Source organism: Serratia sp. EC4 (genome assembly GCF_059652115.1).
Genome location: NZ_JBNIDE010000007.1, coordinates 164,275 through 189,571 on the forward strand (window position 1 = coordinate 164,275; position 25,297 = coordinate 189,571).

Annotated in this window: 24 protein-coding genes; 14 read left to right on the plus strand and 10 right to left on the minus strand. The window is 60.9% G+C overall.

What is annotated here, in order from left to right; all coding sequences use genetic code 11:
• Positions 1–347 precede the first annotated feature (347 nt).
• From aroK to trpS, 7 genes are all read left to right on the plus strand, one after another.
• Positions 348–869: a shikimate kinase AroK gene (aroK, locus tag ACP39K_RS18840; protein ID WP_004391482.1), complete on the plus strand. Its 522-nt coding sequence runs from the start codon at positions 348–350 to the stop codon at positions 867–869.
• Between the two features lie 106 nt (positions 870–975).
• Positions 976–2,076 (plus strand): 3-dehydroquinate synthase, encoded by a 1,101-nt coding sequence (gene aroB, locus ACP39K_RS18845; RefSeq protein WP_033639217.1) that lies wholly within the window; start codon positions 976–978, stop codon positions 2,074–2,076.
• A 156-nt stretch (positions 2,077–2,232) separates the two neighbouring features.
• The gene (locus ACP39K_RS18850) at positions 2,233–3,246 is read left to right on the plus strand and encodes an SPOR domain-containing protein (protein WP_016930365.1); all 1,014 of its coding nucleotides are present in this window, start codon (positions 2,233–2,235) and stop codon (positions 3,244–3,246) included.
• A gap of 84 nt (positions 3,247–3,330) precedes the next feature.
• Positions 3,331–4,143, plus strand: coding sequence for an adenine-specific DNA-methyltransferase (gene dam / locus ACP39K_RS18855; protein WP_004930319.1), 813 nt, complete (start codon positions 3,331–3,333; stop codon positions 4,141–4,143).
• A gap of 51 nt (positions 4,144–4,194) precedes the next feature.
• Positions 4,195–4,872: a ribulose-phosphate 3-epimerase gene (gene rpe / locus ACP39K_RS18860; RefSeq protein ID WP_004930320.1), complete on the plus strand. Its 678-nt coding sequence runs from the start codon at positions 4,195–4,197 to the stop codon at positions 4,870–4,872.
• Positions 4,865–5,563: a phosphoglycolate phosphatase gene (locus ACP39K_RS18865; protein WP_033639220.1), complete on the plus strand. Its 699-nt coding sequence runs from the start codon at positions 4,865–4,867 to the stop codon at positions 5,561–5,563. The genes rpe and ACP39K_RS18865 overlap by 8 nt, the downstream gene beginning before the upstream one ends.
• Before the next feature lie 2 nt (positions 5,564–5,565).
• Positions 5,566–6,573: a tryptophan--tRNA ligase gene (gene trpS / locus ACP39K_RS18870; protein WP_004930324.1), complete on the plus strand. Its 1,008-nt coding sequence runs from the start codon at positions 5,566–5,568 to the stop codon at positions 6,571–6,573.
• Between the two features lie 50 nt (positions 6,574–6,623).
• Here trpS and cysG read toward each other — a convergent pair whose 3' ends face one another.
• Genes cysG through nirB form a run of 4 tightly spaced genes read right to left on the minus strand, consistent with a single transcriptional unit; the run spans position 6,624 to position 11,768 of the window.
• Positions 6,624–8,027 (minus strand): siroheme synthase CysG, encoded by a 1,404-nt coding sequence (gene cysG / locus ACP39K_RS18875; protein WP_060445019.1) that lies wholly within the window; start codon positions 8,025–8,027, stop codon positions 6,624–6,626.
• 51 nt (positions 8,028–8,078) lie between these two features.
• The gene (gene nirC / locus ACP39K_RS18880) at positions 8,079–8,879 is read right to left on the minus strand and encodes a nitrite transporter NirC (RefSeq protein ID WP_497008757.1); all 801 of its coding nucleotides are present in this window, start codon (positions 8,877–8,879) and stop codon (positions 8,079–8,081) included.
• 16 nt (positions 8,880–8,895) lie between these two features.
• Positions 8,896–9,222, minus strand: coding sequence for a nitrite reductase small subunit NirD (gene nirD, locus ACP39K_RS18885; protein ID WP_016930361.1), 327 nt, complete (start codon positions 9,220–9,222; stop codon positions 8,896–8,898).
• Positions 9,219–11,768: a nitrite reductase large subunit NirB gene (nirB, locus tag ACP39K_RS18890; protein ID WP_033639222.1), complete on the minus strand. Its 2,550-nt coding sequence runs from the start codon at positions 11,766–11,768 to the stop codon at positions 9,219–9,221. Before nirB ends, nirD begins: the two co-directional genes overlap by 4 nt.
• A gap of 316 nt (positions 11,769–12,084) precedes the next feature.
• Between nirB and ACP39K_RS18895 the strand changes: the two genes are divergently transcribed.
• Complete coding sequence (locus tag ACP39K_RS18895; protein WP_227414677.1) at positions 12,085–13,353, plus strand: cytosine deaminase; 1,269 nt, start codon at positions 12,085–12,087, stop codon at positions 13,351–13,353.
• A 55-nt stretch (positions 13,354–13,408) separates the two neighbouring features.
• Here the strand turns inward: ACP39K_RS18895 and tsgA are convergent, their stop codons facing one another.
• The 4 genes from tsgA to ACP39K_RS18915 form a co-directional block, all read right to left on the minus strand.
• Complete coding sequence (gene tsgA / locus ACP39K_RS18900; protein WP_004930336.1) at positions 13,409–14,593, minus strand: MFS transporter TsgA; 1,185 nt, start codon at positions 14,591–14,593, stop codon at positions 13,409–13,411.
• 191 nt (positions 14,594–14,784) lie between these two features.
• Positions 14,785–15,765 carry a LacI family DNA-binding transcriptional regulator gene (locus ACP39K_RS18905; protein ID WP_016930354.1) on the minus strand — a complete coding sequence of 327 codons (981 nt, stop codon included), beginning with the start codon at positions 15,763–15,765 and terminating at the stop codon, positions 14,785–14,787.
• 72 nt (positions 15,766–15,837) lie between these two features.
• Positions 15,838–17,145 carry a 6-phospho-beta-glucosidase gene (locus ACP39K_RS18910; RefSeq protein ID WP_016930353.1) on the minus strand — a complete coding sequence of 436 codons (1,308 nt, stop codon included), beginning with the start codon at positions 17,143–17,145 and terminating at the stop codon, positions 15,838–15,840.
• Positions 17,142–17,480 (minus strand): PTS lactose/cellobiose transporter subunit IIA, encoded by a 339-nt coding sequence (locus ACP39K_RS18915; protein ID WP_016930352.1) that lies wholly within the window; start codon positions 17,478–17,480, stop codon positions 17,142–17,144. The genes ACP39K_RS18910 and ACP39K_RS18915 overlap by 4 nt, the downstream gene beginning before the upstream one ends.
• A gap of 352 nt (positions 17,481–17,832) precedes the next feature.
• Between ACP39K_RS18915 and ppiA the strand changes: the two genes are divergently transcribed.
• From ppiA to btsR, 3 genes are all read left to right on the plus strand, one after another.
• Positions 17,833–18,402 carry a peptidylprolyl isomerase A gene (ppiA, locus tag ACP39K_RS18920; RefSeq protein WP_015379288.1) on the plus strand — a complete coding sequence of 190 codons (570 nt, stop codon included), beginning with the start codon at positions 17,833–17,835 and terminating at the stop codon, positions 18,400–18,402.
• A 155-nt stretch (positions 18,403–18,557) separates the two neighbouring features.
• Positions 18,558–20,243 (plus strand): sensor histidine kinase, encoded by a 1,686-nt coding sequence (locus tag ACP39K_RS18925; RefSeq protein WP_033639224.1) that lies wholly within the window; start codon positions 18,558–18,560, stop codon positions 20,241–20,243.
• Positions 20,243–20,968 (plus strand): two-component system response regulator BtsR, encoded by a 726-nt coding sequence (gene btsR, locus ACP39K_RS18930; RefSeq protein WP_025304522.1) that lies wholly within the window; start codon positions 20,243–20,245, stop codon positions 20,966–20,968. Before ACP39K_RS18925 ends, btsR begins: the two co-directional genes overlap by 1 nt.
• Here btsR and ACP39K_RS18935 read toward each other — a convergent pair whose 3' ends face one another.
• Entirely contained in the window at positions 20,969–21,244 is a 276-nt protein-coding gene (locus ACP39K_RS18935) for a type II toxin-antitoxin system RelE/ParE family toxin (RefSeq protein WP_497008758.1), read from the minus strand.
• 17 nt (positions 21,245–21,261) lie between these two features.
• Positions 21,262–21,531: a hypothetical protein gene (locus tag ACP39K_RS18940; protein WP_048796248.1), complete on the minus strand. Its 270-nt coding sequence runs from the start codon at positions 21,529–21,531 to the stop codon at positions 21,262–21,264.
• 218 nt (positions 21,532–21,749) lie between these two features.
• On the opposite strand from ACP39K_RS18940, the gene ACP39K_RS18945 reads away from it, so the two are divergent.
• From ACP39K_RS18945 to argD, 3 genes are all read left to right on the plus strand, one after another.
• Positions 21,750–23,273: a helicase HerA-like domain-containing protein gene (locus ACP39K_RS18945; protein WP_016930348.1), complete on the plus strand. Its 1,524-nt coding sequence runs from the start codon at positions 21,750–21,752 to the stop codon at positions 23,271–23,273.
• Between the two features lie 72 nt (positions 23,274–23,345).
• Positions 23,346–23,921, plus strand: a complete 576-nt coding sequence (locus ACP39K_RS18950; RefSeq protein ID WP_497008759.1) for an aminodeoxychorismate synthase component II — start codon at positions 23,346–23,348, stop codon at positions 23,919–23,921.
• Between the two features lie 131 nt (positions 23,922–24,052).
• Positions 24,053–25,270, plus strand: a complete 1,218-nt coding sequence (gene argD / locus ACP39K_RS18955) for a bifunctional acetylornithine/succinyldiaminopimelate transaminase (RefSeq protein ID WP_048796245.1) — start codon at positions 24,053–24,055, stop codon at positions 25,268–25,270.
• Positions 25,271–25,297 lie beyond the last annotated feature (27 nt).

Below are 25,297 nucleotides of genomic sequence, written 5' to 3' on the forward strand. Positions count from 1 at the left end.
GGCTGCCTGTCGGCTGGGCGGCAAATCTCCTAAAGTTGATGAGCAGATACACTTTTTTATCCCCTTGGGGGGATCTGCGTTTGACGCTGCGGCCGATTTAGCTTACAAGGGTTACCGAATTGAGCACCGAGGTTTTTTGTTAGCGTCAAGACGCCGTTAAAAACATATGGTTTCCCTCCCGCGGCGTGGATTGCGATTTATTCGGTTGCCAAACTACCAAGAGTGTTGAGATAATTTTTCGTCTGATCTCGCACTATCGCTCATGAGGTTTCAGTTTAGGTCCCGCCGCTGATTTGATTGGCGGGGCGGGTTAACATTAACGAATTGTCTTAGTAATACCGAAAAACATGGCAGAGAAACGCAATATCTTTCTGGTTGGGCCTATGGGTGCCGGCAAAAGCACTATTGGCCGTCAGTTAGCTCAGCAACTCAATATGGAGTTCTTCGACTCCGATCAAGAAATTGAGCGACGTACCGGAGCTGACGTGGGCTGGGTATTCGACGTGGAAGGGGAAGAAGGTTTCCGCGATCGTGAAGAAAAAGTCATTAATGAACTGACGGAAAAACAAGGGATTGTGTTGGCGACCGGCGGCGGTTCGGTGAAGTCGCGCGAAACGCGCAACCGTCTGTCCGCGCGCGGCGTGGTGGTCTATCTGGAAACCACGATCGAGAAGCAGCTTGCTCGTACCCAGCGTGATAAAAAACGCCCGCTGCTGCAGGTCGATTCTCCGCCGCGTGAAGTGCTGGAAGCCTTGGCGAAAGAACGCAATCCGTTGTATGAAGAGATTGCCGATGTCACCATCCGCACCGACGATCAGAGCGCTAAAGTGGTTGCCAACCAGATCATCAACATGCTGGAAAGCAACTGATTGCCGCTTTCCGCGTTCGCCGTCGGCCAATGCGGATAACTGATTTGTGTTCCCCGCAGTTGCGGGGATCAACCACCGCCGCACCATACAGAGAACTGAGCGCGACATGGAGAGAATTACTGTAACGCTTGGGGAGCGCAGCTACCCGATTACCATCGCCGCCGGATTGTTCAACGATCCGGCTTCTTTTATGCCGTTGAAGGCGGGTGAGCAAGCGATGTTGGTCACCAACCAGACCCTGGCGCCGCTTTATCTGGAGCGTGTCCGGCAGGTGCTGGAGCAGGGCGGCGTCGTGGTGGATCAGGTGATCCTTCCTGATGGTGAGCAGTACAAATCTCTGGCGGTGTTGGAGCAGGTGTTTTCGGCGCTGCTGGAAAAACCGCACGGGCGCGATACTACGCTGATCGCCCTCGGCGGCGGCGTTGTCGGCGATCTGACTGGCTTTGCCGCCGCGTGCTACCAACGCGGCGTGCGCTTCATTCAGGTTCCCACCACGCTGTTGTCGCAGGTGGACTCTTCCGTGGGCGGCAAGACCGCCGTCAACCACCCGCTCGGCAAAAACATGATCGGCGCTTTCTATCAACCCGCTTCGGTGGTGGTTGATCTGGATTGCCTGAAAACGTTGCCGACGCGTGAACTCTCTTCCGGCCTGGCAGAAGTCATCAAATACGGGATCATCCTCGATCGCGAGTTCTTCGTCTGGTTGGAAAACAACATCGATGCGCTGATGGCGCTGGATATGCAGGCATTGGCCTACTGTATCCGCCGCTGCTGCGAGCTCAAGGCCGAGGTCGTGGCCGCCGACGAACGCGAAAGCGGCCTGCGAGCCTTGCTGAATCTTGGCCATACTTACGGCCACGCCATCGAAGCCGAAATGGGCTACGGCGTATGGCTGCACGGCGAAGCGGTGGCTGCGGGCATGGTGATGGCGGCGGAAACCGCGCACCGTCTCGGCCAGTTCTCCGTTGAAGACATCGAGCGCATCAAAACGCTGCTGCTGCGCGCCGGCTTGCCGGTCTGCGGGCCGCAGGAAATGACGCCGGAATCCTATCTGCCGCACATGCTGCGCGACAAGAAAGTGCTGGCGGGTGAACTGCGTCTGGTGCTGCCGACCGCGATCGGTGCGGCGGAAGTGCGCGGCGGCGTAGGGCATGAGCTGGTGTTGGCGTCGATCGCCGCCTGCCTGCCTGAGCGGGCGCGTAATTAAATCGGACTAAGTAACAGTGGCTTAGCCGCCATTTGCATCTATATTAATACAGTGAGCAGAGCACGACGGGTGTCGCTTTGCCATCATCGGGTTAATCTGCCCGTGCCACGGTAGGTCTACGGTGGCGGGCTTTTGCCTCTAGTTGGAGGGTTTCAGATGGACGAGTTTAAACCGGAAGACGATCTCAGACCTGATAGCAGCGATCGTCGCCCTACGCGCTCGCGCAAGCCGGCCGCCGCGCCGCGCTTCGCCGTTTCGCGCCAACATTTGATGATTGGCATCGGCATTTTGGTGCTGCTGCTGCTGATTATCGGCATCGGTTCAGCCCTGAAGGCGCCGACCAAACATGAAGCGGCTCAGGAGAACGGCGCGCAAAACGGCGGAGCCCGCGATATCAACCTGTCCGGTTCTTCGTCGCTGACCACCGCCAACAACGGCGTGCCGGGCGGCACGACGGATACCCACGATAACAACGGCGTGAGCGCGACTCAGCCGCAGCAACCGCAGAACGTCAGCGTTCCGCCGATCTCCGGCACGCCGACCGAAGCGCAAACGCAGCCTCAGCAGGGCGGTGCGCAGCAGCGCGTCGATTTGCCGGGCAACATGGCGGATGCGCTGTCGCAGCAGCAGGGGCAGGTGGATGCGGCGACCCAAGGCATGACTGGCGCAGCGTCGACGTTGCCGACCGCACCGGCGACGGTGATGAGCGGTGCCGCAGCGCGCGAAGCGACGCGTCCTGTGCAGGGAACCGCGCCGCAACAGCATAAAACGCCGGCGAAAACCGCCGCCGCCAAACCGACCGCAACGCAGCATAAATCACCGACCACGGTGTATACGCCGCCGGCCAAGCCGTCTTCCACCGCGAAAGCGGGAGCGGTCGCCAGCAGCGGCAGCTCTCTGCAGTCTGCGCCGGGCAGCCACTATACCTTGCAACTGAGCAGCGCTTCGCGTTCCGATACGCTGAACGCCTACGCCAAACAGCAGAAACTGCAGAATTACCTGGTGTACGCCACCAAGCGTGACGGCAAGCCGTGGTACGTGCTGGTGAGCGGCAACTATGCTTCTTCCGCAGAAGCGAAGCGCGCCATTGCTTCGTTGCCGGCGGATGTGCAGGCGAAAAAACCGTGGGTCCGACCTGTACACCAAGTGCAGCAAGATCTTAAAAAATAAATCATTTAAATTTGTGCGCTGATGTGCTGTCTGAAACAGAGTACAATCCGCCGCTCTGAATTGTATAAGTAGCTAATTGACGGCATGAAGAAAAACCGCGCTTTTTTAAAATGGGCTGGTGGAAAATACCCGCTGGTAGATGAGATTCGTCGCCATCTGCCGGCGGGAGACTGCTTAATCGAGCCCTTCGTGGGTGCGGGATCCGTCTTTCTGAATACGGATTACGACGCCTACATTCTCGCCGACATCAATAGCGATCTTATCAACCTGTATAACATCGTTAAGCTGCGCACGGATGACTTCGTGCGCGATGCCCGCACGCTTTTCGCCGATGAATTCAATAACTCGGATCAGTTTTACCTGCTGAGAGAAGAGTTCAATACTAGCACCGAGCCTTACCGCCGGGCGCTGCTGTTCCTGTACCTGAACCGTCACTGCTATAACGGCCTGTGCCGCTATAACCTGCGCGGCGAGTTCAACGTGCCGTTCGGCCGGTACAAGAAACCGTACTTCCCGGAAGAAGAGCTCTACTGGTTTGCCGAAAAATCGCGCAATGCCACTTTTGTCTGCGAGCATTACCGCGATACCATGGCGAAGGCCGTGGCCGGTGCCGTGGTGTATTGCGATCCGCCTTACGCGCCGCTGTCGGCGACGGCGAATTTCACCGCTTACCACACCAACAGCTTCAGCATCGCCGATCAGCAGAGCCTGGCGCATCTGGCGCACCAGCTCTCGGTAGAGAGCCAGGTACCGGTATTGATCTCCAATCACGATACCGAGCTGACGCGCGACTGGTACCAGCATGCTGCGCTGTATGTGGTGAAAGCGCGCCGCACAATCAGCCGCAACATTCTCGGCCGCAGTAAAGTGAACGAGCTTTTGGCGCTGTATCGCTAAGCCGGGGGCACCCCGGCGCATAACAACTCGACCCTACGTTTGGAGAAGCGGATGAAAAAGTTTTTGATTGCCCCGTCCATTCTGTCGGCAGATTTTGCCCGGTTAGGTGAAGATACCGCTAACGTGCTGGCCGCAGGCGGCGACGTGGTGCACTTCGACGTCATGGACAACCACTATGTGCCCAATCTGACCATCGGTCCGATGGTGTGCGAAGCGCTGCGCAACTACGGCATTACCGCGCCGATTGACGTGCATCTGATGGTCAAGCCGGTAGATCGCATCGTGCCAGATTTCGCCAAGGCCGGCGCGTCTTATATCTCTTTCCACCCCGAAGCTTCCGAACATGTCGATCGCACCATTCAGCTGATCAAAGAGCACGGTTGTAAGGCCGGTCTGGTGTTTAACCCGGCGACGCCGCTGAGCTACCTCGATTACGTGATGGATAAAATTGACGTGATCCTGCTGATGTCGGTCAACCCGGGCTTCGGCGGCCAGTCGTTCATCCACGGCACCCTGGACAAGCTGCGCCAGGTGCGCAAACTGATCGACGACAGCGGTCGCGATATCCGCCTGGAAGTCGACGGCGGGGTGAAGGTGGATAACATCGCCGAAATCGCCGCCGCAGGCGCCGATATGTTCGTCGCCGGTTCCGCCATCTTTGGCCAGCCGGACTACCGCAAGGTGATTGACGAAATGCGCAGCGAGCTGGCGAAGGTTACCCATGGCTGATTTCGGCGCGATCCGCGCATTGGCCTTCGATCTGGACGGCACGCTGGTCGACAGCGCGCCGGGTCTGGCGGCCGCCATCGATATGGCGCTGGAAGAGACGGGCCTGCCGCAAGCGGGTGAGGCACGGGTCGGCACCTGGATCGGCAACGGCGCCGACGTGCTGGTGCAGCGCGCGCTGCGTTGGGCGGAGGCGGAAGGCACGCCGGCGCAGTGCAGCCGGCTGCGTGAACGCTTCGACCATTTCTACGCGCAGACCGTCGACAGCGGCAGCCGTTTGTTCCCACAGGTGCAAGAGACGCTGGCCCGCCTGGCCGCGCACGGTTACCCGATGGCGCTGGTGACCAACAAGCCGACGCCGTTCGTGGCGCCGCTGCTGGCATCGTTGGGCATTGGCGACTATTTCTCGCTGGTGATCGGCGGCGACGACGTGACGGAAAAGAAACCGCACCCGGCGCCGTTGTACCTGGTGCTCGGCAAGCTTGGGCTGCGCGCGCATGAGCTGCTGTTCGTCGGCGATTCACGCAACGATATTCAAGCCGCGCAGGGCGCCGGTTGCCCGAGCGTCGGCTTTACCTACGGTTATAACTACGGCGAATCGATCGCCCTGAGCCACCCCGATCGGGTGTTGGAGCGCTTCGCCGATTTGTTGCCCGCTCTTGGGCTGTCATCTTTAGAGAATCAGGAAATTTAAACATGAGTAAGCCCATCGTATTTAGCGGCGCGCAGCCGTCCGGCGAACTGACCATCGGCAACTACATGGGTGCGCTGCGTCAGTGGGTGCAGATGCAGGACGACTACGACTGCATCTACTGCATCGTCGATCTGCATGCCATCACCGTGCGCCAGGACGCCGAGAAGCTGCGCAAGGCCACGCTGGATACGCTGGCGCTGTATCTGGCCTGTGGCATCGATCCGGAAAAAAGCACCATCTTCGTGCAGTCGCACGTGCCTGAGCACACGCAGCTGAGTTGGGTGCTGAACTGTTACACCTATTTCGGCGAACTGAGCCGCATGACGCAGTTCAAGGACAAATCCGCACGCTACGCCGAGAACATCAACGCCGGGCTGTTCAGCTATCCGGTGCTGATGGCGGCGGATATCCTGTTGTATCAAACCAACCAGGTGCCGGTGGGCGAAGACCAGAAACAGCACCTGGAGCTGAGCCGCGACGTGGGCCAGCGTTTCAACGCGCTGTACGGCGACGTGTTCAAAGTGCCGGAGCCGTTTATTCCTAAATCCGGTGCGCGCGTGATGTCGCTGCAGGAGCCGACCAAGAAGATGTCCAAGTCGGACGACAACCGCAACAACGTGATCGGCCTGCTGGAAGATCCGAAAGCGGTGACCAAGAAGATCAAACGCGCAATGACCGACTCGGAAGAGCCGCCTGTCGTGCGTTACGACGTGGTCAACAAGGCGGGCGTCTCCAACCTGCTGGATATCCTCGCCGGCGTGACCGGCAAGAGCATCGCGCAGTTGGAAGCCGAGTTCGAAGGCCAGATGTACGGCCATCTGAAAGGCGCGGTGGCGGAAGCCGTCTCCGGCATGCTGGCTGAGCTGCAGGAGCGCTACCACCGCTTCCGCAACGACGAAGCCTATCTGCAGCAGGTGATGCGCGACGGCGCCGCCAAGGCGCGCGCGCGCGCGCAGGAAACCCTGGCGAAGGTCTATCAGGCCGTCGGTTTCGTACCGCCGCAGGCGTAACGCCGGCGCAAATAAAAAAGCGGCCTTAGGCCGCTTTTTTTACGTCGGTATCACGCCATTTGCGCCAGGCTGGCGGGCGATTCCTCGCTGGCGAACCAATTGAGCTTGCTGCGCAGGCTGACCACGCTGCCGACGATGATTAGGCTGGGGCTGGCGGCCTGCAGGGACAAGTCGCCCAGTTGGTGGAGTTCGCCTTCGATCACCCGCTGGCGGCAAGAAGTGCCGTTTTCCACCAGCGCCACCGGCGTGGCGGCCGGCAGTCCGTTCGCGATCAGCCGGCGCTGGATTTCCGTCGCTTGCGACAGCCCCATATAGAACACCAGCGTCTGTTGCCCGGCGGCGAGCGTCGCCCAGTCCAATCCACCGTCGGCCTTGGCGTGGCCGGTCACCAGGCGGACGCTCTGCGCATGGTCGCGGTGGGTGAGCGGGATGCCGCTGTAGGCGGAACAGCCGGAGGCGGCGGTAATGCCCGGCACCACCGAGAACGGCACGTTGGCGTCCGCCAGCGTCTCCAGCTCTTCGCCGCCGCGGCCGAAGATAAAGGGATCGCCGCCCTTCAGGCGTACCACGCGTTTGCCTTGCAGCGCCTGCTGCAGCAGGATTTGGTTGATCTGTTCCTGCGGCACGCAGTGGTGCCCGGCGCGTTTGCCGACGAAGATGCGCTCGGCGTCGCGGCGCACCAGCGTCATGATCTCTTCGGAGACCAGCCGGTCGTAAACCACCACGTCGGCCTGCTGGATCTGTTGCAGCCCTTTCAGCGTCAGCAAACCGGCATCGCCTGGCCCGGCGCCCACCAGCACCACTTCACCGCGATCTTCCCGTTGTTCGCTGAACAACTGCTCGAGCTGGCGTTCGGCCAGCGCGGCGTCGCCGTTGGCCAGCGATTGCGCCAGCCGATCGTGGGCGAACAACCTTTCCCAGAAGCGACGGCGTGCGCCGAGGCCGCTGAAGCGTTGTTTTACCCGCTGCCGCAGCGAGCCGCCCAGTTGGGCCAGCTTGCCGAGGTGCTGCGGCAGCATCGCTTCCAGCTTCTCGCGCAGCAGCCGCGCCAGCACCGGCGCTTTGCCGCCGGAGGACACCGCCACCATGATCGGCGAACGATCGATAATCGACGGCATGATAAAGCTGGCGCGTTTCGGATCGTCGACCACGTTGCAGAACACCCGCTGCTGGTTGGCGCACTGGTATACCCGTGCGTTGACCTCCAGCCGGTCAGTGGCGGCGATCACCAGCCATTTTTCCGCCAGCAGGGCCGGGCTGAATTCGCCTGCGGCCAGCGTCAACCGGCCTTCTTCCGCCCACAGGCGGAACTGCGGGGTGAAGTCCAGGGCGTTGACGGTCAGCGCCGCGCCGGCGTCCAGCAGCAGGCGCGCCTTGCGTTCGGCGATCTCGCCGCCGCCGACCAGCAGACAGGCTTTATGTTGCAGTTGGCAGAAAATCGGCAGGTAGTCCATCGGCACTCCTCGGGGTCATCAGGGTGGGGGGCGAAATGCGCCCCCGAAAACTCAGGCGGTCTGACGTGCGGCGGCTTTCGCCGCCAGCGGGCGTTCGGCGCGCGGCGTGGCGTACCAATACCCCAGGCCCATCAGCACCGAGCCGGACAGGATGTTGCCCAGCGTCACCCACAGCAGGTTGTGGCCAATGCCGGCGAGGGTGTAGGCCTCGCTGTGGTTGCCGAACCAGGAGAGGGCGAACAGCGTCATGTTGGCGACGGAGTGTTCGTAACCCGAGGCGATAAAGGCCAGCAGGCACCACCAAATGGCGATGAACTTGGCGGCGCCTTCAACGCGGATCGCCATCCAAATCGCCAGACAAACCAGCCAGTTGCACAATACGCCCTTGAAGAACAGCACCTCGGTCGGCGCGGTGGTTTTCGCCAGCGCGGCGCTGTGCACCAGACTGGTATCCACCGGCAGCAGGCTGCCGCCGCCGTAGTAATACATCAGCGCCACCAGCACCGAGCCGAGCAGGTTGCCGAGCCAGGTTTGCGGCAGCACCGCCCACATCTGGCTTTGGCGGATGGTGCCGGCCTTGACGCCGAGCGTCAGGAACATCGTATGGCCGGTGAACAGCTCGGAACCGGCGATGATCACCAGCGTCAGCGCGATGCCGAAGGTGGCGCCCATCACCAGCGGCCGCACGCTTGGGTCGACCAGGTTGCCGAGGGTGAAGATCAGGATGATGCCGAGGCCGACGTAGGCGCCCGCCATCGCCGAGCTGATCCAGAAGCCGAGTGGGCTCTCCTTCGCCAGGCGGACGATGCGCGCCGCGTTGACGGCGCATTTGTTGATCGTATCGGTAAACATGTTGCCTCCCGAAAGGTTATGCCGCGACTTGCACGATGCCGTCGACCACCCGGCTGGTGAAGCTGGCAACGGAACGGTTGTCATCTTCCAGACAGTGGCCGTCGTACAGGCGGAAATGCTGTTTCTTCAGCGGGCTGGCGACCCACAGCTCGCCCTGATGCTCGGCGATGAGGCCGCGCGACAGCACGCTGGCCTGGGCGAACGGGTCGATATTGCTGATGGCGAACACCTGCTCGTCGGCATAGGGGCGGAACACCGCCACCTGCCGATCGCCGATCAGGGCGCACACGCCGGTGCCGGGCAGAATGTCGGCGACGGGACAAACGGTAATCCACTGGCTCATGCGTGGCTCTCCTCGGTATCGATCAGGGTGACGGGAATGCGCTCATCAGGGCGCGCCGGGCGGTGTTGGTCGCGTTCGGCCACTACCTGCACATTCGGATCGCGCAGCGGGCTGTTGATGAAGTGAGCGAAGCGCAGCTGCGTTTCCGGGTGCTCGACTGTCTCTTTCCACTCGCAGACCACCGCGTCGCGCAGGCGGGCGATCTCCGCTTCCAACTGCGCGTTGATGCCGAGCTTATCGTCGACGATCACCTTGCGCAGGTAATCGATGCCACCTTCCAGGCTCTCCAGCCATACCGAGGTACGCTGCAGCTTATCGGCGGTGCGGATATAGAACATCATGAAGCGGTCGAGGTAACGCACCAGGGTTTCGCGATCGAGGTCAGCGGCCAGCAGGTCGGCGTGGCGCGGTTTCATGCCGCCGTTGCCGCAGACATACAGGTTCCAGCCGTTCTCGGTGGCGATGATGCCGACGTCCTTGCCCTGCGCTTCGGCGCATTCACGGGTGCAGCCCGAGACGCCGAACTTCATTTTGTGCGGGGTGCGGATGCCTTTGTAGCGATGTTCCAGCGTGACGCCGAAACCGACGCTGTCGCCGACGCCATACCGGCACCAGGTGCTGCCGACGCAGGTTTTCGCCATGCGCAGCGCCTTGGCGTAAGCATGGCCGGTTTCAAAGCCGGCGGCGAGCAGCTTGCGCCAGATGGCCGGCAGGTCGTCTTTTTGCGCGCCGAACATGCCGATGCGTTGCGAACCGGTCATTTTGGTGTACAGGTTGTACTCCTTGGCGATTTGGCCGATGGCCAGCAGGCCGTCCGGGGTGATTTCGCCGCCGGCGGAGCGCGGGATCACCGAGTAGGTGCCGTCTTTCTGGATATTGCCGAGGAAGTTGTCGTTGGTATCCTGCAGCGGCGTATGCTGCGGCTTGAGGATGTATTCGTTCCAGCAAGAAGCCAGCAACGAGCCGACGGTCGGCTTACACACTTCGCAGCCGTAGCCTTTGCCGTATTTGGCCAGCAGCGCCTCGAACGACTTGATGCCTTCGACGCGGATCAGGTGGAACAGCTCCTGGCGCGAATAGGCGAAGTGTTCGCACAGGTGATGGTTGACCTCGATGCCTTGCTTGCTCAGCTCGGCGTTCAACACCTGGGTGAGCAGCGGGATGCAGCCGCCGCAACCGGTGCCGGCCTTGGTTTCGGCCTTCAGCGCCGCCACGGTGTGGCAGCCTTTGTTGACCGCCTGGATGATGTCGCCTTTGCTGACGTCGAAGCAGGAGCAGATCTGCGCGCTTTCCGGCAGCGAATCCACGCCGATGGCCGGTTTGCTGCCCGCGTGGGCCGGCAGGATCAGGCCGTCCGGGTTCTCCGGCAGCGCGATGCCGTTCAGCGCCAGCTGCAGCAGGTTGCCGTAGTCGCTGGTGTCGCCCACCAGCACCGCGCCGAGCAGGGTTTTGTTGTCGGCGCTGACCACGATGCGTTTGTAGACTTCTTTGCTTTCATCCAGATAAACGTAGCTGCGGGCGCCTTCGGTGCGGCCGTGGGCATCGCCGATGCCGCCGACGTCCACGCCCAGCAGTTTCAGTTTGGCGCTCATGTCGGCGCCCTGGAAGCCGTTTTCGCGGCCCAGCAGGCGATCGGCGGCCACCTGCGCCATTTTGTATCCCGGCGCCACCAGGCCGAAGGTGCGATCGCGCCAGGCGGCGCACTCACCGATGGCGTACACGTCCGGATCCGACGTCTGGCAGCTGTCGTTGATGGCGATGCCGCCGCGGCGGCCGATCTCCAGCCCGCACTGGCGCGCCAGCTTGTCCTGGGCGCGGATGCCGGTGGAGAACACGATGAAATCCACTTCCAGCAGGCTGCCGTCGGCGAAATGCAGGGTTTTGCGCGCCGTGCCGCCGCCGTTGACGATCTCCTGGGTATTTTTGCCGGTGTGCACCTTGACGCCCATGCGCTCGATCTTGCGGCGCAGCTGGTCACCGCCCATCGGGTCGAGCTGTTCGGCCATCAGCACCGGAGCGAACTCGATCACATGCGTTTCCACCCCCAGGCTTTTCAGCGCGCCGGCGGCTTCCAGCCCCAACAGCCCGCCACCGACTACCGCGCCGCGTTTGCTGCGGCGCGCACAGGCTTCGATGGCGTTCAGGTCTTCGATGGTGCGGTAAACGAAGCAGTCCTGGCTATCCGAGCCTTTAATCGGCGGGATCCACGGATAGGAGCCGGTGGCCATGATCAGCTTGTCGTAATAGACGGTGCGGCCGGTGTTGGAGTGGATGACCTTCTCGTCGCGATTGATGGTGATAGCGCGTTCGCCGATCAGCACCTTCACGCCGTGTTTTTCGTAAAAGCCTTCGCGCACCAGCGACAGCTCTTCGGCGGTGTGGTGAGAGAAGTAGGAAGAGAGGTGCACGCGATCGTAAGCGATGCGCGGCTCTTCGCAAAATACGGTGATCTCGAATTGGTCTTTGTCTGCTTTATCCAACAGATCTTCGATGAACCGGTGGCCGACCATGCCATTGCCGACGACGGCAAGTTTGACTCTGCTCATTATTGCCTCAAAATTCTGGTTTCCTAGGGTTACCTTATCCCTCCCGATGAGCAATTTATTGATGCAAATCAATCACACTTCCATATACCTCCAATGTGGTATATGAATGATTTTTCACGTTTTTTGATAAGTTGCGGATTTTATTCATCTTTAGCTGAAGCGAGTCAGTTTGCTGGTAAATTACCCCGCAGGGAGTAAACGCAGGGAGTAAACGCAGGGGGTAGGCACGACACGGCGACTTTGTCAGCGCGATCCGCTGCCAGTATGATGAAGAAAACCAGCGCAACGGCAGAGGTGAAGGGTGGCGAAACGTCCATTGAAGTTTATCGACAACCTGCGTTTAAGCGGGCATGAAGGATTGTGGCAACTGGCGATCGAGCAGGGGCGCATCGCGCATCTGGTGCCGCAGCCGGAAGGACAGGAGTGGCGCAGCGACGTGTTGGATGCGCAGGGCGGGCTGGCGCTGCCGGCGTTCGTCGAACCGCATATCCACCTGGATACCACGCAGACCGCCGGTCAGCCGGCCTGGAACCAGTCCGGCACGCTGTTCGAGGGCATTGAGCGCTGGGCCGAACGCAAAGCGCTGTTGACCCATGAAGACGTCAAACAGCGCGCCTGGCAAACGCTCAAGTGGCAGATCGCCAACGGCGTGCAGTATGTGCGCACCCACGTCGACGTTTCCGATCCTACGCTGACCGCGCTGCGCGCCATGCTGGAGGTGAAGCAGGAGGTGGCGCCCTGGGTGACGCTGCAGATCGTCGCCTTTCCGCAGGAGGGGATCCTTTCCTATCCCAACGGCGAAGCGCTGCTTGAAGAGGCGCTGCGGCTGGGGGCCGACGTGGTGGGCGCCATTCCGCACTTCGAATTCACCCGCGAATACGGCGTGGAGTCGCTGCATAAGGCGTTCGCGCTGGCGCAAAAATACGATCGGCTGGTGGACGTGCACTGCGACGAGATAGACGACGAGCAATCGCGTTTCGTCGAAACCGTGGCGGCGCTGGCGCTGAAGCTGGAGATGGGGGAGAAAGTCACCGCCAGCCACACCACGGCGATGCACTCTTACAACGGCGCTTACGCCTCGCGGCTGTTCCGCCTGCTGAAAATGTCCGGCATCAACTTCGTCGCCAACCCGCTGGTGAACATTCACCTGCAGGGCCGTTTCGACAGTTACCCGAAACGGCGCGGCGTGACCCGAGTGAAGGAGATGTTGGAGGCGGAGATCAACGTCTGCTTCGGCCACGACGACGTGTTCGATCCCTGGTATCCGCTCGGCACCGCCAACATGCTGCAGGTGCTGCACATGGGGCTGCACGTGTGCCAGCTGATGGGCTATGGCCAAATCGACGATGGGCTGAAGCTGATCACCCACCACAGCGCGCGCACGCTTAACCTGAGCGACTACGGCCTGGCGGCCGGCAACAGCGCCAACCTGGTGATCCTGCCGGCGGAAAGCGGTTTCGACGCGGTGCGCCGCCAGACGCCGGTGCGTTATTCGATTCGCCAGGGCGCGGTGATCGCCGAAACGCGGCCGGCGGAAACCACGCTGCATTTGCAGCAGGATGAGACGGTGGATTTTCGGCGCTAAGGCGCAAAAAAAAGGGCGCCTTGCGGGCGCCCTTGATGTATTTGATACGAAGAAATCAGTGCGTCACGTGACCGTGGCTGCGGTGCTTGGTCACGAAGCCCAGCAGCAGACACATCACGAATACCGCCAGGTACAGGCCGTTGGCGGTAGTCAGCGCCGCGTGCGCGCCGCCTTTCGCCACGATCGGGCCGGTGACCACGAAGGTCAGCATGGTGCCGATGGTGCCGCAGGTCAGGATAAAGTTGACCAGCTTCGGCGAGGAGACCTTGGTCTGCAGCGAGCCGAGGGTGATCAGCGTGGTGTAGATGGCGCTGGAAACGAAGCCCAGGGCCATGATGTAGTAGCCCAGGTGTTCCGGATTATCGGTGCTGACGAACAGGTACATCGCGCCGGTAGCCAGCGCGGCCAGTACGGTGACGATGCGCTGCAGATCGAAGAAGCGCAGGATGAAGCTGAACACCCACATGCCGACCATGTAAGAGGTCCAGAAGTCGCTCACCAGCTTACCGGCCTGGCCGATGTCCATGTTGAACGACTTGGTCGCGTACTCAGGCACCCACTGAATGAAGCCCAGCTGGCCAAGGATGTAGCACAGCGCGGCGATCGACAGGAACAGCACGCCGATGCCCCATTTTTCTTTCTCGACCGGTTGACCGGCATCGGCGCCTTTCTTGCCCAGCACCGGGAATTCGGAGCACAGGGTCAGCACGAAGATCGCCACGTACAGCAGGCCGATGCAGGCGTAAACCCAGTACCAGCCGATATGGCGGGCCAGCAGCATCGCGGCGACGATCGGGAAGATCATCCCGGCCATGCTGAAGAAGGAATCGGTGAACAACAGGCGCGAACCGCGCTGGCGGCCGGCATACATGTGGGTGATCAGGAAGGTGCCGATCGACATGGTGATGCCGCTCACCACGCCGAGGATAAACATGCACAGCGAGAACATGGTCAGGCTCTTGCCGAGCATCAGCCCTGCGACCGCCAGCACCATCAGGACAAAGCCGAAGATCAACTGACGCTTCAGCGGGATGATTTCCATCAGCCAGGCATTAAGGAAGATCGAAATCAAAATACCGGCGTTGAGGAAAGTAAAGGTGTTACTCATGCTGGAAACCGGCAGATTAAAGTACTCTGCAATGTTTCCCATCACCATCCCTGTGACGATCACTAAAGCACCGGTCAGCGCGTACGAAAAGAAGCTGATCCAGGTAAGCCGTATGCGGTTACTGTCATTCATTGTATAGGCCTGAATATGTCTGTTAGAGGTTTTAACGCTGGCATAAGGCCGCTGGCTTTTCCTGGCAAACGCAGAAAAAAGTCCCGATCAGGCCACCAGGGGGCGGATCCTAGCACAGACAACGGGATTTTTTGTGATGGCTGTCGATTTTTTGATGCAACCCATGAAGAGATGATACGCATTATTGTGATCTATTTGCGTGCCGTCACAATGGAATCACGGCTGATGATCGTCGGCTCAAACCGGTGCGCCGGGGTGGCGGGGTCGATCAGCCTGCGCGCCGCGTATTGGGCCATTTCGCTGATGGGAAAATGTACGCTGCTCAACGCCGGGCGCACGAAAGGTGCGCGTTCGCCGCTGTCGTAACAGATCAAGGAGATATCCTGCGGTACCCGCAGGCGGTGCTCGTTGATCGCCAGCAGCGCGCCGATCGCCATCTCTTCGTTGCAGCAGTAGATGGCGCTGGGCCGTGCGGTTTGCTGCAGCAGGTGATCGGCGCAGCGGTAACCGCTTTCCAGATCGTAGACGCCCTCCAGACAGGCCACCGGCTCGATATTCGCCGCCTGCATCGCCTCTTCAAACCCCTGCAGCCGCAGGCGGCTCGACGGGCGCTCGCGCGGGCCGCTGATGCAGGCGATGCGCCGGTGCCCGGCGTCGAGCAACTGCTGCGTCGCCATGCGGCTGGCGAGCGGGTGATCGAAGGTGACGCAGCGGTCTTCCAGCCCCGGCACCAGACGATCGAGCAACACGAAATCACGTTGTTCCGCCGCCAGCTGGCGCAGCCGATCGTCGCTGAGAAAACGCACGTGCAGGATCACGCCGTCGCAGCGCAGGCTGAACAGCCGTTGCACCGCCTGCCATTCGTTTTCGGCGCTGTTGCGGCCCTGGGTCACCAGCAGCTGCTTGCCGTGGGATTCGGCCTCGGTCTGCACGAAGTCCATCAGCGCGCCGAAGAAGCCGCCGCGATACGACGTGGTCACCAGCCCGAGGGTATTGCTGTGGCTGGAGGCGAGCGCGCGGGCCGCCGGGTTGGGGGTGTAACCGAGCTGGGCGACGGCGCGTTCAACCTTCTCGCGGGTCGGCGCCTTGACGTTGCTGTCGCCGTTCACTACCCGCGATACGGTGGCGCGCGAAACGCCCGCCAGCGCCGCGACATCTTCCAGTGTCACCATCGTCCAACTCCTGATTACGGCTAAAAAAATGGGTTCGGCGCGCCGAACCCCTGTCATACCGCGCGCAGGCGCTTACCTGAACTGCGGCAAATACGGCGCGTTTATCGTCAACACCTCGTCCAGCAACGGCTGCGCCAGGTTGGCGTTGCCCACCAGCGGGTTGGCGATCAGCGCCAGCAAGCCGCTGCGGCGATCGCCGTGCACCGCGGCCTCGATGGTCAGGCGTTCGTAGGCTTTCACCTGCTGCGTCAGCGCCTGCATCGGCTCCGACAGCGGGCCGAACGTCAGCGGATGCGCGCCTTGGGCATCGACGATACAGTTGATTTCTATCACAGCATCGTCCGGCAGGCCATGGATCGCGCCGCGGTTTGCGGTGTTGACCACTAATTGCGTGCCGAGATTATTATGGATAGCACGAATCAGCTCCAGCGCAACCTCGGAATAGAAAGAACCGCCGCGGAAGCTGAGCTGTTCCGGTTTCGTGTTCAACTGCGGATCGGCATACAGCTCGAACAGCTCTTTCTCCACCTGCATCACCTGCTCGGCGCGGGTGCCGCGCTCGCCGGCGGCGGCCATCTCTTCCGCCAGCATCTCACGGGTCTGGTAAAAATAGCGGTGGTACGGGCAGGGGATGGCGCCGAGCGCGCGCAGGAAGTCCGGCTGCCAGGGCTCTTCCTTGATGTTGTTCATGGTCAGCGCCGCGCCGTCGCACAGCATGTCGATCACTTTGGCGGTGACGTCGCGCCCCTGCTGCGTGACCTGATGCACCCAGACCATGTGATTCAAACCGGCGAACCGCAGCTGCACGTCGGCGTAAGGCGCCTGCAGCATGTTGGCGATCATGTGATGCATGCTGATCGGCACGTTGCACAGGCCGATGATCTTCGCTTTGGTAAAGCGGGACACCGCCTCGGTGACGATGCCTGCCGGGTTGGTGAAGTTGATGATCCAGGCGTCCGGCGCCAGCTTTTCCACCCGACGGGCGATATCCAGCATCACCGGAATGGTGCGCAGCGCCTTGGCGAAGCCGCCGACGCCGGTAGTCTCCTGGCCGAGCAGCTGGTATTTCAGGCCCAGCCGTTCATCGGCGGCGCGCGCCGGCAGTTGCCCGACGCGGAACTGGGTCAGCACGAAAGCGGCGCCGCGAATGGCGTCGTCCAGCGCGAAGTGCACGCTGACCTTCACCTGTTCCAGCCCGTGGCGCGCCAGCATGCGGCGGGTCAGAGCGGCGATGGTTTCCACTTTTTGCCGGCCCGGCTCGACGTCCACCAGCGCCAGTTCGGTGACCGGCAGCTCCTCGATGCGCTGGATCAGCCCATCGACCAGTTCGGGAGTGTAGCTGCTGCCGCCGCCGATCACCGCGATTTTGAGCGTGCTCATTGGCGGCCCTCCGTTTGCGACTGACGGCGATAGAGCTCGATCATGTCGTCGGCCAGATCCTGGATCACCATGGCGTTCATCAGATGATCCTGCGCATGTACCGTGATCAGGTTGATCGCCAGCTTGCCGCAGCCTTCGTCCAGGCCGATCAGCTCGGTCTGGATCAGGTGCGCTTTCTTCACCCATTCTTTGGATTCGGCCATGTGTTTGGCCGCGGCGGCGAAGTCGCCGGCGCGCGCTTGCCGCAACGCCATCAACGCATTGCTGCGCGCGCTGCCGGAGAACACCAGCAGTTCCATGATGGTGCTTTCAAACTCGGGGCTGACTTCAGTCATCAATTCACTCACGTCATTTCTCCAGGGGTTGCGCGGCGACGCCGCCGTGGGATGCTTCAGTATCCGTTCTTTTATAATGAGAGCGCTCTCATTTATATAGAGTAACGACAATGCGTGTGCAAACTGGGAGGCAGATCGCAAAAACCGCCCCGGGGCGGCACGGGGCAAAAAATGCGTGATGCGGTTGGCAAAAAAGCCTTCTGCGCCCATACTTTCCGCAGCAAAATTCAGGGCCGCCTAGGATATGTCCCGTAATTGGGTAAATATAGGTAAATGGCTGGCACTTGCCGATACAGCTCTTTAGAATCAAAGCGCTTTTCCGTTGTTTGTCTCTCAGAGAAAGGACCCGTTAATGTTCAAACGTACTTTAGTGACCTTCGTCGCGCTGTGTTCCCTGTCCGCAGTGGCACCAGCCGCACTCGCCGCCGGTGAGACCCACGTCATGCTGACGACCTCGGCGGGGAATATCGAATTGGCGCTCGACAGCCAGAAGGCACCGGTTTCCACCCAGAACTTCGTCGATTACGTGAACAGCGGGTATTACAACAACACCATTTTCCACCGCGTGATCCCGGGCTTCATGATCCAGGGCGGCGGGTTCACCGCTGACATGCAGCAAAAATCCACCAAGGCGCCAATCAAGAACGAAGCCGACAACGGCCTGCGCAACCTGCGCGGCACCATCTCGATGGCGCGCACCGCCGACAAGGACAGCGCCACCAGCCAGTTCTTCCTGAACGTGGCGGATAACGCCTTCCTGGATCACGGCCAGCGCGACTTCGGCTACGCGGTGTTCGGCAAAGTGGTGAAAGGCATGGACGTGGTGGACAAGATCGCTCAGGTGCCAACCGGCAACGTCGGCCCTTACCAGAATGTGCCGACCAAACCGGTGGTGATTCTGTCGGCCAAGGTGCTGCCGTAAGTTTTTTGGCCGATCCCGCCGGGGTCGGCCGTCCTTCCTCACGAAGCCTTGCCTTCATCACTGTTTTCTCCCGCGCTCCATGCTCTAATCGGCAGACAATAACCAGACCGGAAATCCGGCGTTCGCCCTTTGTTGTCTCTGGATGAGTGGCTGCCATGTATGAATTTAACCAGGTGCTGTTGCTGTTGCAGCAGATGTGCGTCTATCTTGTTATCGCCTATCTGCTGAGCAAAACCCCGCTGTTTATCCCGCTGATGCAGGTGACCATTCGCCTGCCGCACAAGCTGCTGTGCTACGTGATCTTCTCGGTGTTTTGCATCATGGGCACCTATTTCGGGCTGCACATTCAGGATTCGATCGCCAATACTCGCGCGATAGGTGCGGTCCTGGGCGGGCTGCTGGGCGGGCCGTCCGTGGGCTTTCTGGTCGGGCTGACCGGCGGCCTGCACCGGTATACGCTCGGCGGCATGACCGACGTGGCCTGCGCGATCTCCACGGTGTCCGAGGGGCTGGTCGGCGGCATCGTGCACAGCATCGCCATGCGCCGGGGGCGCATCGAGCTGCTGTTCAATCCGCTGTTCGTCGGCGGCGTGGCGCTGGTGGCGGAAGTGCTGCAAATGGCGATCATTCTGGCGGTGGCGCGCCCTTATAACGAGGCGTTGCAGCTGGTGGAACACATCGCGCTGCCGATGATGATCGCCAATACCGTCGGCGCGGCGATGTTTATGCAAATCCTGCTGGATCGGCGCGCGATGTTCGAGAAATACACCAGCGCTTTCTCTTCCAAAGCGCTGAAGATCGCCGAGCGCACCGAGGGCATCCTGCGGCAGGGATTCGATCAGGAAAACAGCATGAAGGTTGCTCGGGTGATTTATCAGGAGCTGGGCATCGGCGCGGTGGCGATCACCGATCGCGACAAGCTGCTGGCGTTTATCGGCATCGGCGACGATCATCACCTGCCGGGCACGCCGATCGCCTCGGTGCATTCGCATCGCGCCATCGACAACAACGAGGTGGTGTACGCCGACGGCAATCAGCTCTCTTACTGCTGCTCGATCAATCCGGCCTGCAAGCTGGGATCGACGCTGGTGATCCCGCTGCGCGGCGAAAACCAGCGGGTCATCGGCACCATCAAGCTGTATGAACCGAAAAGCCAGCTGTTCAGCACCATCAACCGTACGCTGGGCGAAGGCATCGCCAGCCTGCTGTCGGCGCAGATCATGGCCGGACAGTACGAGCGCCACAAGCAACTGCTGGCGCAGTCGGAGATCAAGCTGCTGCATGCGCAGGTCAATCCGCATTTCCTGTTCAATGCCCTGAATACCCTGGTAGCGGTGATCCGCCGCGATGGCGAGCGCGCCTGCGATCTGGTGCAGTCCCTCTCGACCTTCTTTCGTAAAAACCTCAAACGCTCGGATGACGAAGTCAGCCTGGCGGACGAAATTGAACATGTGAACGCCTACCTGCAGATAGAGAAAGCGCGCTTCGCCGATCGGCTGGAGATCGCGGTATCGTTGCCGGAGGCGCTGTTGGCGGCGCGGCTGCCGGCGTTTTCGCTGCAGCCGATCGTCGAGAATGCCATCAAGCACGGCACCTCGCATCTGTTGGGCGTGGGCCGCATCGAAATCGGTGCCTGCTGCGAAGGCGAACATCTGCTATTGCAGGTGACGGACAACGCCGGGCTGTTCCAGCCGAAGCCGAACTGCAGCGGGCTGGGGATGAACCTGGTGGATAAGCGCATTCGCGTGCGCTACGGCGAAGGCTATGGCGTGCGGGTGGATTGCCGGCCGGACGCCTATACCCGCATTACGCTCAATGTTCCCATGGAGAGGGCCGCCTGATGTTAAACGCACTGATTGTTGACGATGAGCCTTCCGCGCGCGACAACCTCCGCCATCTGCTGGAGGCCGAAGCGGGGATCACGATCATCGGCGAATGCGCCAACGCCATCGAAGCCATCAGCCAGATCCACCGGCTGCAGCCGGACGTGGTGTTTCTCGATATTCAAATGCCGCGTATCAGCGGGCTAGAAATGGTCGGCATGCTGGATCCCAATCGGATGCCGCACATCGTGTTTCTGACCGCCTACGACGAATACGCGGTGCAGGCATTCGAGGAGCACGCCTTCGACTATCTGCTGAAGCCGGCGGAGCCGAAGCGGCTGAGCAAGACGCTGCAACGCCTGCGGCAGCGCAGTGCGCCGCAGGACGTGACGGCGCTGGATGAGAGCGCCGGTTACCTGAAATACATTCCCTGCACCGGCCACAGCCGCATCTATCTGCTGCGGTTTGACGAGGTGTTGGCGATCCGTTCCAAACTGAGCGGGGTATTCGTGGTGCGCAGCGACGGCATGGAGTGTTTCACCGAGCTGACGCTGCGCACGCTGGAAAGCCGTACGCCGCTGGTGCGCTGCCATCGGCAGTATTTGGTCAACCTGGAGCAGGTGCGCGAGATCCGCTTCGAAGAAGGCGGCGCGGCGGAGATGATCATGTCCGCCGGCGATCCGGTGCCGGTCAGCCGGCGCTATTTGAAAGCGCTGAAGGAGCAACTGGGGCTGCGGGGGTGACTATACGGGTGGCCACCGGCGGCGGGTATGCACGATGGCCAATATGATGACGCGCTGATCCGCCCATTCATAGACCAGCAGATAGGACGGAGAGATGACCAACTCGCGCGTGCCGGCTATCCGACCCGTTTTTCCGCTGGCGGGATGATGCACGAGGCGTGCCGCCGCGTCAGCGATTTTTACATCATTTTCTGCGGCGGCCGGGTTTTTAAGTTCCAACCATTCATAAATCGCCAGACGATCGGCGATGGCGGGTTCCGTCCATATCAGTTTCACAAAAGTCCTTTTGTGTTTTATTGCTTTGCCTTAGCTCTGCGTTCGGCGAAATAAGCGGCCACCTCTTCATCGTCGGCGAACTTGCCTTCACGCAACGCCTTGCGGCTCACCTCGACCTTTTCCTTTAACCACTGGTCGTATTCTTCCTGCTGCGCCTGGCGGCTGACAAACTCGCGCATGAAATCGCGCAGCAGTTGTGAAGCCGTGCGGTCGGCGGCCTTTGCCGCGCTGGCGAAAGCGGTTTTTAACTCTTCATCCACGCGGATTACCACGGTAGATTCAGACATGGTATTTACCTCGTATATACAGCGTAATATTCACTATAACACCGCTGCTTTATTGTTCAAGCAAGGACGGTCGGAGGCTGTGGCGTTAAGCGCAATCTGAATTCATCAAGCTCCGACGGCGCCCTTTTTGTTTGTCCTTGACGGGGTTACGCGGCGCTTATAGCTTTATTGCATCAACAGGCGCGTTTTGCGCCGCGTCAGCGTCAAAGGAATCGAAAATGAGTGAACCACGGATTATCGCCAAGGCGATGAAAGACGGAAAACCGGAACAGGATCTGGTGATTTTGCCGGCGTTGGCCAACCGCCACGGGCTGATCACCGGGGCAACCGGCACCGGCAAGACGGTGACGCTGCAGAAAATGGCCGAGCAGTTCTCGCGCATCGGCGTGCCGGTGTTCCTGTCGGACGTGAAGGGCGATCTGTCCGGGATTGGCGCTGAGGGCGCGCCTTCCGAGAAACTGCAGGCGCGTCTGGCGGCGATTGGCGTCACCGACTGGCAGCCGCAGGCCTGCACCATTATCCCGTGGGATATTTACGGCGAAAAGGGCCACCCGATCCGCGCCACGATTTCCGATCTCGGGCCGCTGCTGCTGGGGCGCCTGTTGGATCTGAACGAGGTGCAAAGCGGCGTGCTGCAGCTGGTGTTCAAAATCGCCGATGACAACGCGCTGCTGCTGTTGGACATGAAAGACCTGCGCGCCATGGTGCAGTTCGTCGGCGATAACGCCAAACAATTCCAGACTCAGTACGGCAACATCTCTGCTGCGTCGATCGGCGCCATCCAGCGCGGGTTGCTGACGCTGGAAGAGCAGGGCGCCAACCAGTTCTTCGGCGAGCCGATGCTGGACATCAACGATCTGATGAAAACCGACGCCAACGGTCATGGCGTGATCAACCTGCTGGCGGCGGACAAGCTGATCAATCAGCCGAAGCTGTATTCAGTGTTCCTGCTGTGGCTGCTGGCCGAGCTGTTTGAACATCTGCCGGAAGTGGGCGACCCTGAACAGCCGAAGCTGGTGTTCTTCTTCGATGAAGCGCACCTGCTGTTCAACGACGCGCCGGCGGCGCTGTTGACCAAGATCGAACAGGTGGTGCGCCTGATCCGCTCCAAAGGCGTCGGCATTTACTTCGTCACCCAGAACCCGCTGGATATCCCGGACAGCGTGCTGGGCCAGTTGGGCAACCGCGTGCAACATGCGCTGCGCGCCTTCACGCCGCGCGATCAGAAGGCGGTGAAAACGGCGGCGCAAACCTTGCGCGCCAACCCGGCCTTCGATGCCGAAACGGCGATCACCGAGCTGGGCGTGGGCGAAGCGCTGGTGTCGTTCCTCGACGAGAAGGGCCGACCGAACGTGGTGGAGCGGGCGATGGTGATCGCGCCGGAATCCAAAATGGGCATGCTCGGCGCGGAAGGACTGAACAGCGCGATCAACAAGTCGCCGCTGTATGGCCGCTATGAAGACATGATTGACCGCGAGTCCGCCTACGAGAAGCTGTCGTCGGGCGGCTTCGCCACCGTCGGCACTGCGCAGCAGGGGCAGCAACCGCAGGCGCAAGCGCAGCAACAGACGGGCGGCGGCCTGATGGACGGATTGAACGAGCTGCTGTTCGGTTCCACCGGCCCGCGCGGCGGCAAACGCGACGGCATCGTCCAGACTGCCGCCAAGAGCATGGCGCGCGATCTCGGCCGCCAGATCCTGCGCGGCGTACTGGGCTCGATCACCGGCGGCCGTAAAAAGTAAGCGGAAATTATCGTCGGCAGCAGCGGGTTAAATCAGTAAACTATGGCGGCGTTTTTCTCTGCCGGACCTAACATGCTGCTGCTGATCGATAACTACGACTCCTTTACCTATAACCTTTACCAGTACTTCTGCGAATTGGGCGCCGAGGTGATGGTGAAGCGCAACGATGAGCTGCAGCTGGCCGATATCGAGCGGCTGGCGCCGCAGTATCTGGTGATTTCCCCTGGCCCCTGCACCCCGAACGAAGCGGGCATCTCGCTGGCCGCCATTCGTCATTTCGCCGGCAAACTGCCGATCCTCGGCGTGTGCCTGGGGCACCAGGCGCTGGGGCAGGCGTTCGGCGCCGAGGTGGTGCGCGCCCGCGCGGTGATGCACGGCAAAACTTCGGCCATTCGCCATCTGGGCGTCGGCGTGTTTCGCGGCCTGAACGATCCGCTGACCGTGACCCGCTATCACTCGCTGGTGCTGAAAGCCGATACGCTGCCGGACTGTTTTGAAGTGACCGCCTGGAGCGAACGCGACGGCGTGCGCGACGAGATCATGGGCATCCGCCACCGCACGCTGGCGTTGGAAGGCGTGCAGTTCCATCCGGAAAGCGTGCTCAGCGAGCAGGGCCATCAGCTGCTGGATAACTTCCTCAACCGTTAATCCCGATGCGTTTTTTTCGCTCGTCAGGCGTTTTGCGTTTGCGCTTGATTGGTTTTTTATGCATATTTCGTGATTATGTTTTCAATCTAATATTACGATAGCGTTGAAAAACCTTCAGGGTGGAGCCGAAAATGACTGAAAAATCCGCAGTGAGCCGCAGCACCTTTGACCAGGTGATCCTGCCTGTTTATGCACCGGCCCAGTTTGTGCCGGTGCGCGGCCAAGGCAGCCGAGTCTGGGATCAGCAGGGAAAAGAGTACATCGATTTTTCCGGCGGCATCGCGGTGACAGCGCTGGGGCACTGCCATCCGGCGCTGGTCGAGGCGCTCAAACGCCAGGGCGAAACCCTGTGGCATACCAGCAATGTCTTCACTAATGAACCGGCGCTGCGCCTGGCGAGCAAACTGATCGACGCCACCTTCGCCGACCGGGTGTTCTTCGCCAACTCCGGCGCAGAGGCCAACGAAGCGGCGTTCAAACTGGCGCGTCATTACGCCATCACCCGCCACAGCCCGTACAAAACCAAAATCATCGCCTTCTATAACGCGTTTCACGGCCGCACGTTGTTCACCGTGTCGGTGGGCGGGCAGGCCAAATATTCCGACGGGTTCGGGCCGAAGCCGGCCGACATCGTGCACGTGCCGTTCAACGATCTGGCGGCGGTGAAAGCGGTGATGGACGACCATACCTGCGCGGTGGTAATGGAGCCGATTCAGGGCGAGGGCGGCATTACGCCGGTCGACGCCGGCTTCCTCAAAGGCGTGCGCGAGCTGTGCGACCAACATCAGGCGCTGCTGGTGTTCGACGAAGTGCAAAGCGGCATGGGGCGCAGCGGCAAACTGTTCGCCTATATGCATTATGGCGTGACGCCGGACATTCTCACCACCGCCAAGGCGTTGGGCGGCGGTTTCCCGGTCAGCGCCATGCTGACCACCGAAGAGATTGCGTCGGTGATGCAGGTGGGCACTCACGGCACCACCTACGGCGGCAACCCGCTGGCCTGCGCGGTGGCGGAGGCGGCGTTGGATGTGATCAATACGCCGGAAGTGCTGAGCGGCATCGAACAGCGCCACGCGCTGTATGTGCAGGCTTTGCAGGATATCGGCGATAAATACGGTATTTTCACCGCCATTCGCGGCATGGGGTTACTGATCGGCGCCGAACTGACGCCGCATTATCACGGCAAAGCGCGCGATTTCCTCACCGCCGCCGCCGCGCGTGGGCTGATGATCCTCAACGCCGGGCCGAACGTGATCCGTTTCGCGCCGTCGCTGGTGGTGGAGCTGCAGGATATCGAGGCCGGCATGGCGCTGTTCGAGCTGGCGGTGCAGGATGTGATCAACGCCTGAAGCCCGTGCGGCGCATAACGGGGCGCG

Bases quoted from the DNA above. Each gene is read 5' to 3' on its own strand.
- aroK (WP_004391482.1), top strand. From the start codon at position 348: ATGGCAGAGAAACGCAATATCTTTCTGGTTGGGCCTATGGGTGCCGGC.
- aroB (WP_033639217.1), top strand. From the start codon at position 976: ATGGAGAGAATTACTGTAACGCTTGGGGAGCGCAGCTACCCGATTACC.
- ACP39K_RS18850 (WP_016930365.1), top strand. From the start codon at position 2,233: ATGGACGAGTTTAAACCGGAAGACGATCTCAGACCTGATAGCAGCGAT.
- dam (WP_004930319.1), top strand. From the start codon at position 3,331: ATGAAGAAAAACCGCGCTTTTTTAAAATGGGCTGGTGGAAAATACCCG.
- rpe (WP_004930320.1), top strand. From the start codon at position 4,195: ATGAAAAAGTTTTTGATTGCCCCGTCCATTCTGTCGGCAGATTTTGCC.
- ACP39K_RS18865 (WP_033639220.1), top strand. From the start codon at position 4,865: ATGGCTGATTTCGGCGCGATCCGCGCATTGGCCTTCGATCTGGACGGC.
- trpS (WP_004930324.1), top strand. From the start codon at position 5,566: ATGAGTAAGCCCATCGTATTTAGCGGCGCGCAGCCGTCCGGCGAACTG.
- cysG (WP_060445019.1), bottom strand. From the start codon at position 8,027: ATGGACTACCTGCCGATTTTCTGCCAACTGCAACATAAAGCCTGTCTG.
- nirC (WP_497008757.1), bottom strand. From the start codon at position 8,879: ATGTTTACCGATACGATCAACAAATGCGCCGTCAACGCGGCGCGCATC.
- nirD (WP_016930361.1), bottom strand. From the start codon at position 9,222: ATGAGCCAGTGGATTACCGTTTGTCCCGTCGCCGACATTCTGCCCGGC.
- nirB (WP_033639222.1), bottom strand. From the start codon at position 11,768: ATGAGCAGAGTCAAACTTGCCGTCGTCGGCAATGGCATGGTCGGCCAC.
- tsgA (WP_004930336.1), bottom strand. From the start codon at position 14,593: ATGAATGACAGTAACCGCATACGGCTTACCTGGATCAGCTTCTTTTCG.
- ACP39K_RS18905 (WP_016930354.1), bottom strand. From the start codon at position 15,765: ATGGTGACACTGGAAGATGTCGCGGCGCTGGCGGGCGTTTCGCGCGCC.
- ACP39K_RS18910 (WP_016930353.1), bottom strand. From the start codon at position 17,145: ATGAGCACGCTCAAAATCGCGGTGATCGGCGGCGGCAGCAGCTACACT.
- ACP39K_RS18915 (WP_016930352.1), bottom strand. From the start codon at position 17,480: ATGACTGAAGTCAGCCCCGAGTTTGAAAGCACCATCATGGAACTGCTG.
- ppiA (WP_015379288.1), top strand. From the start codon at position 17,833: ATGTTCAAACGTACTTTAGTGACCTTCGTCGCGCTGTGTTCCCTGTCC.
- ACP39K_RS18925 (WP_033639224.1), top strand. From the start codon at position 18,558: ATGTATGAATTTAACCAGGTGCTGTTGCTGTTGCAGCAGATGTGCGTC.
- btsR (WP_025304522.1), top strand. From the start codon at position 20,243: ATGTTAAACGCACTGATTGTTGACGATGAGCCTTCCGCGCGCGACAAC.
- ACP39K_RS18940 (WP_048796248.1), bottom strand. From the start codon at position 21,531: ATGTCTGAATCTACCGTGGTAATCCGCGTGGATGAAGAGTTAAAAACC.
- ACP39K_RS18945 (WP_016930348.1), top strand. From the start codon at position 21,750: ATGAGTGAACCACGGATTATCGCCAAGGCGATGAAAGACGGAAAACCG.
- ACP39K_RS18950 (WP_497008759.1), top strand. From the start codon at position 23,346: ATGCTGCTGCTGATCGATAACTACGACTCCTTTACCTATAACCTTTAC.
- argD (WP_048796245.1), top strand. From the start codon at position 24,053: ATGACTGAAAAATCCGCAGTGAGCCGCAGCACCTTTGACCAGGTGATC.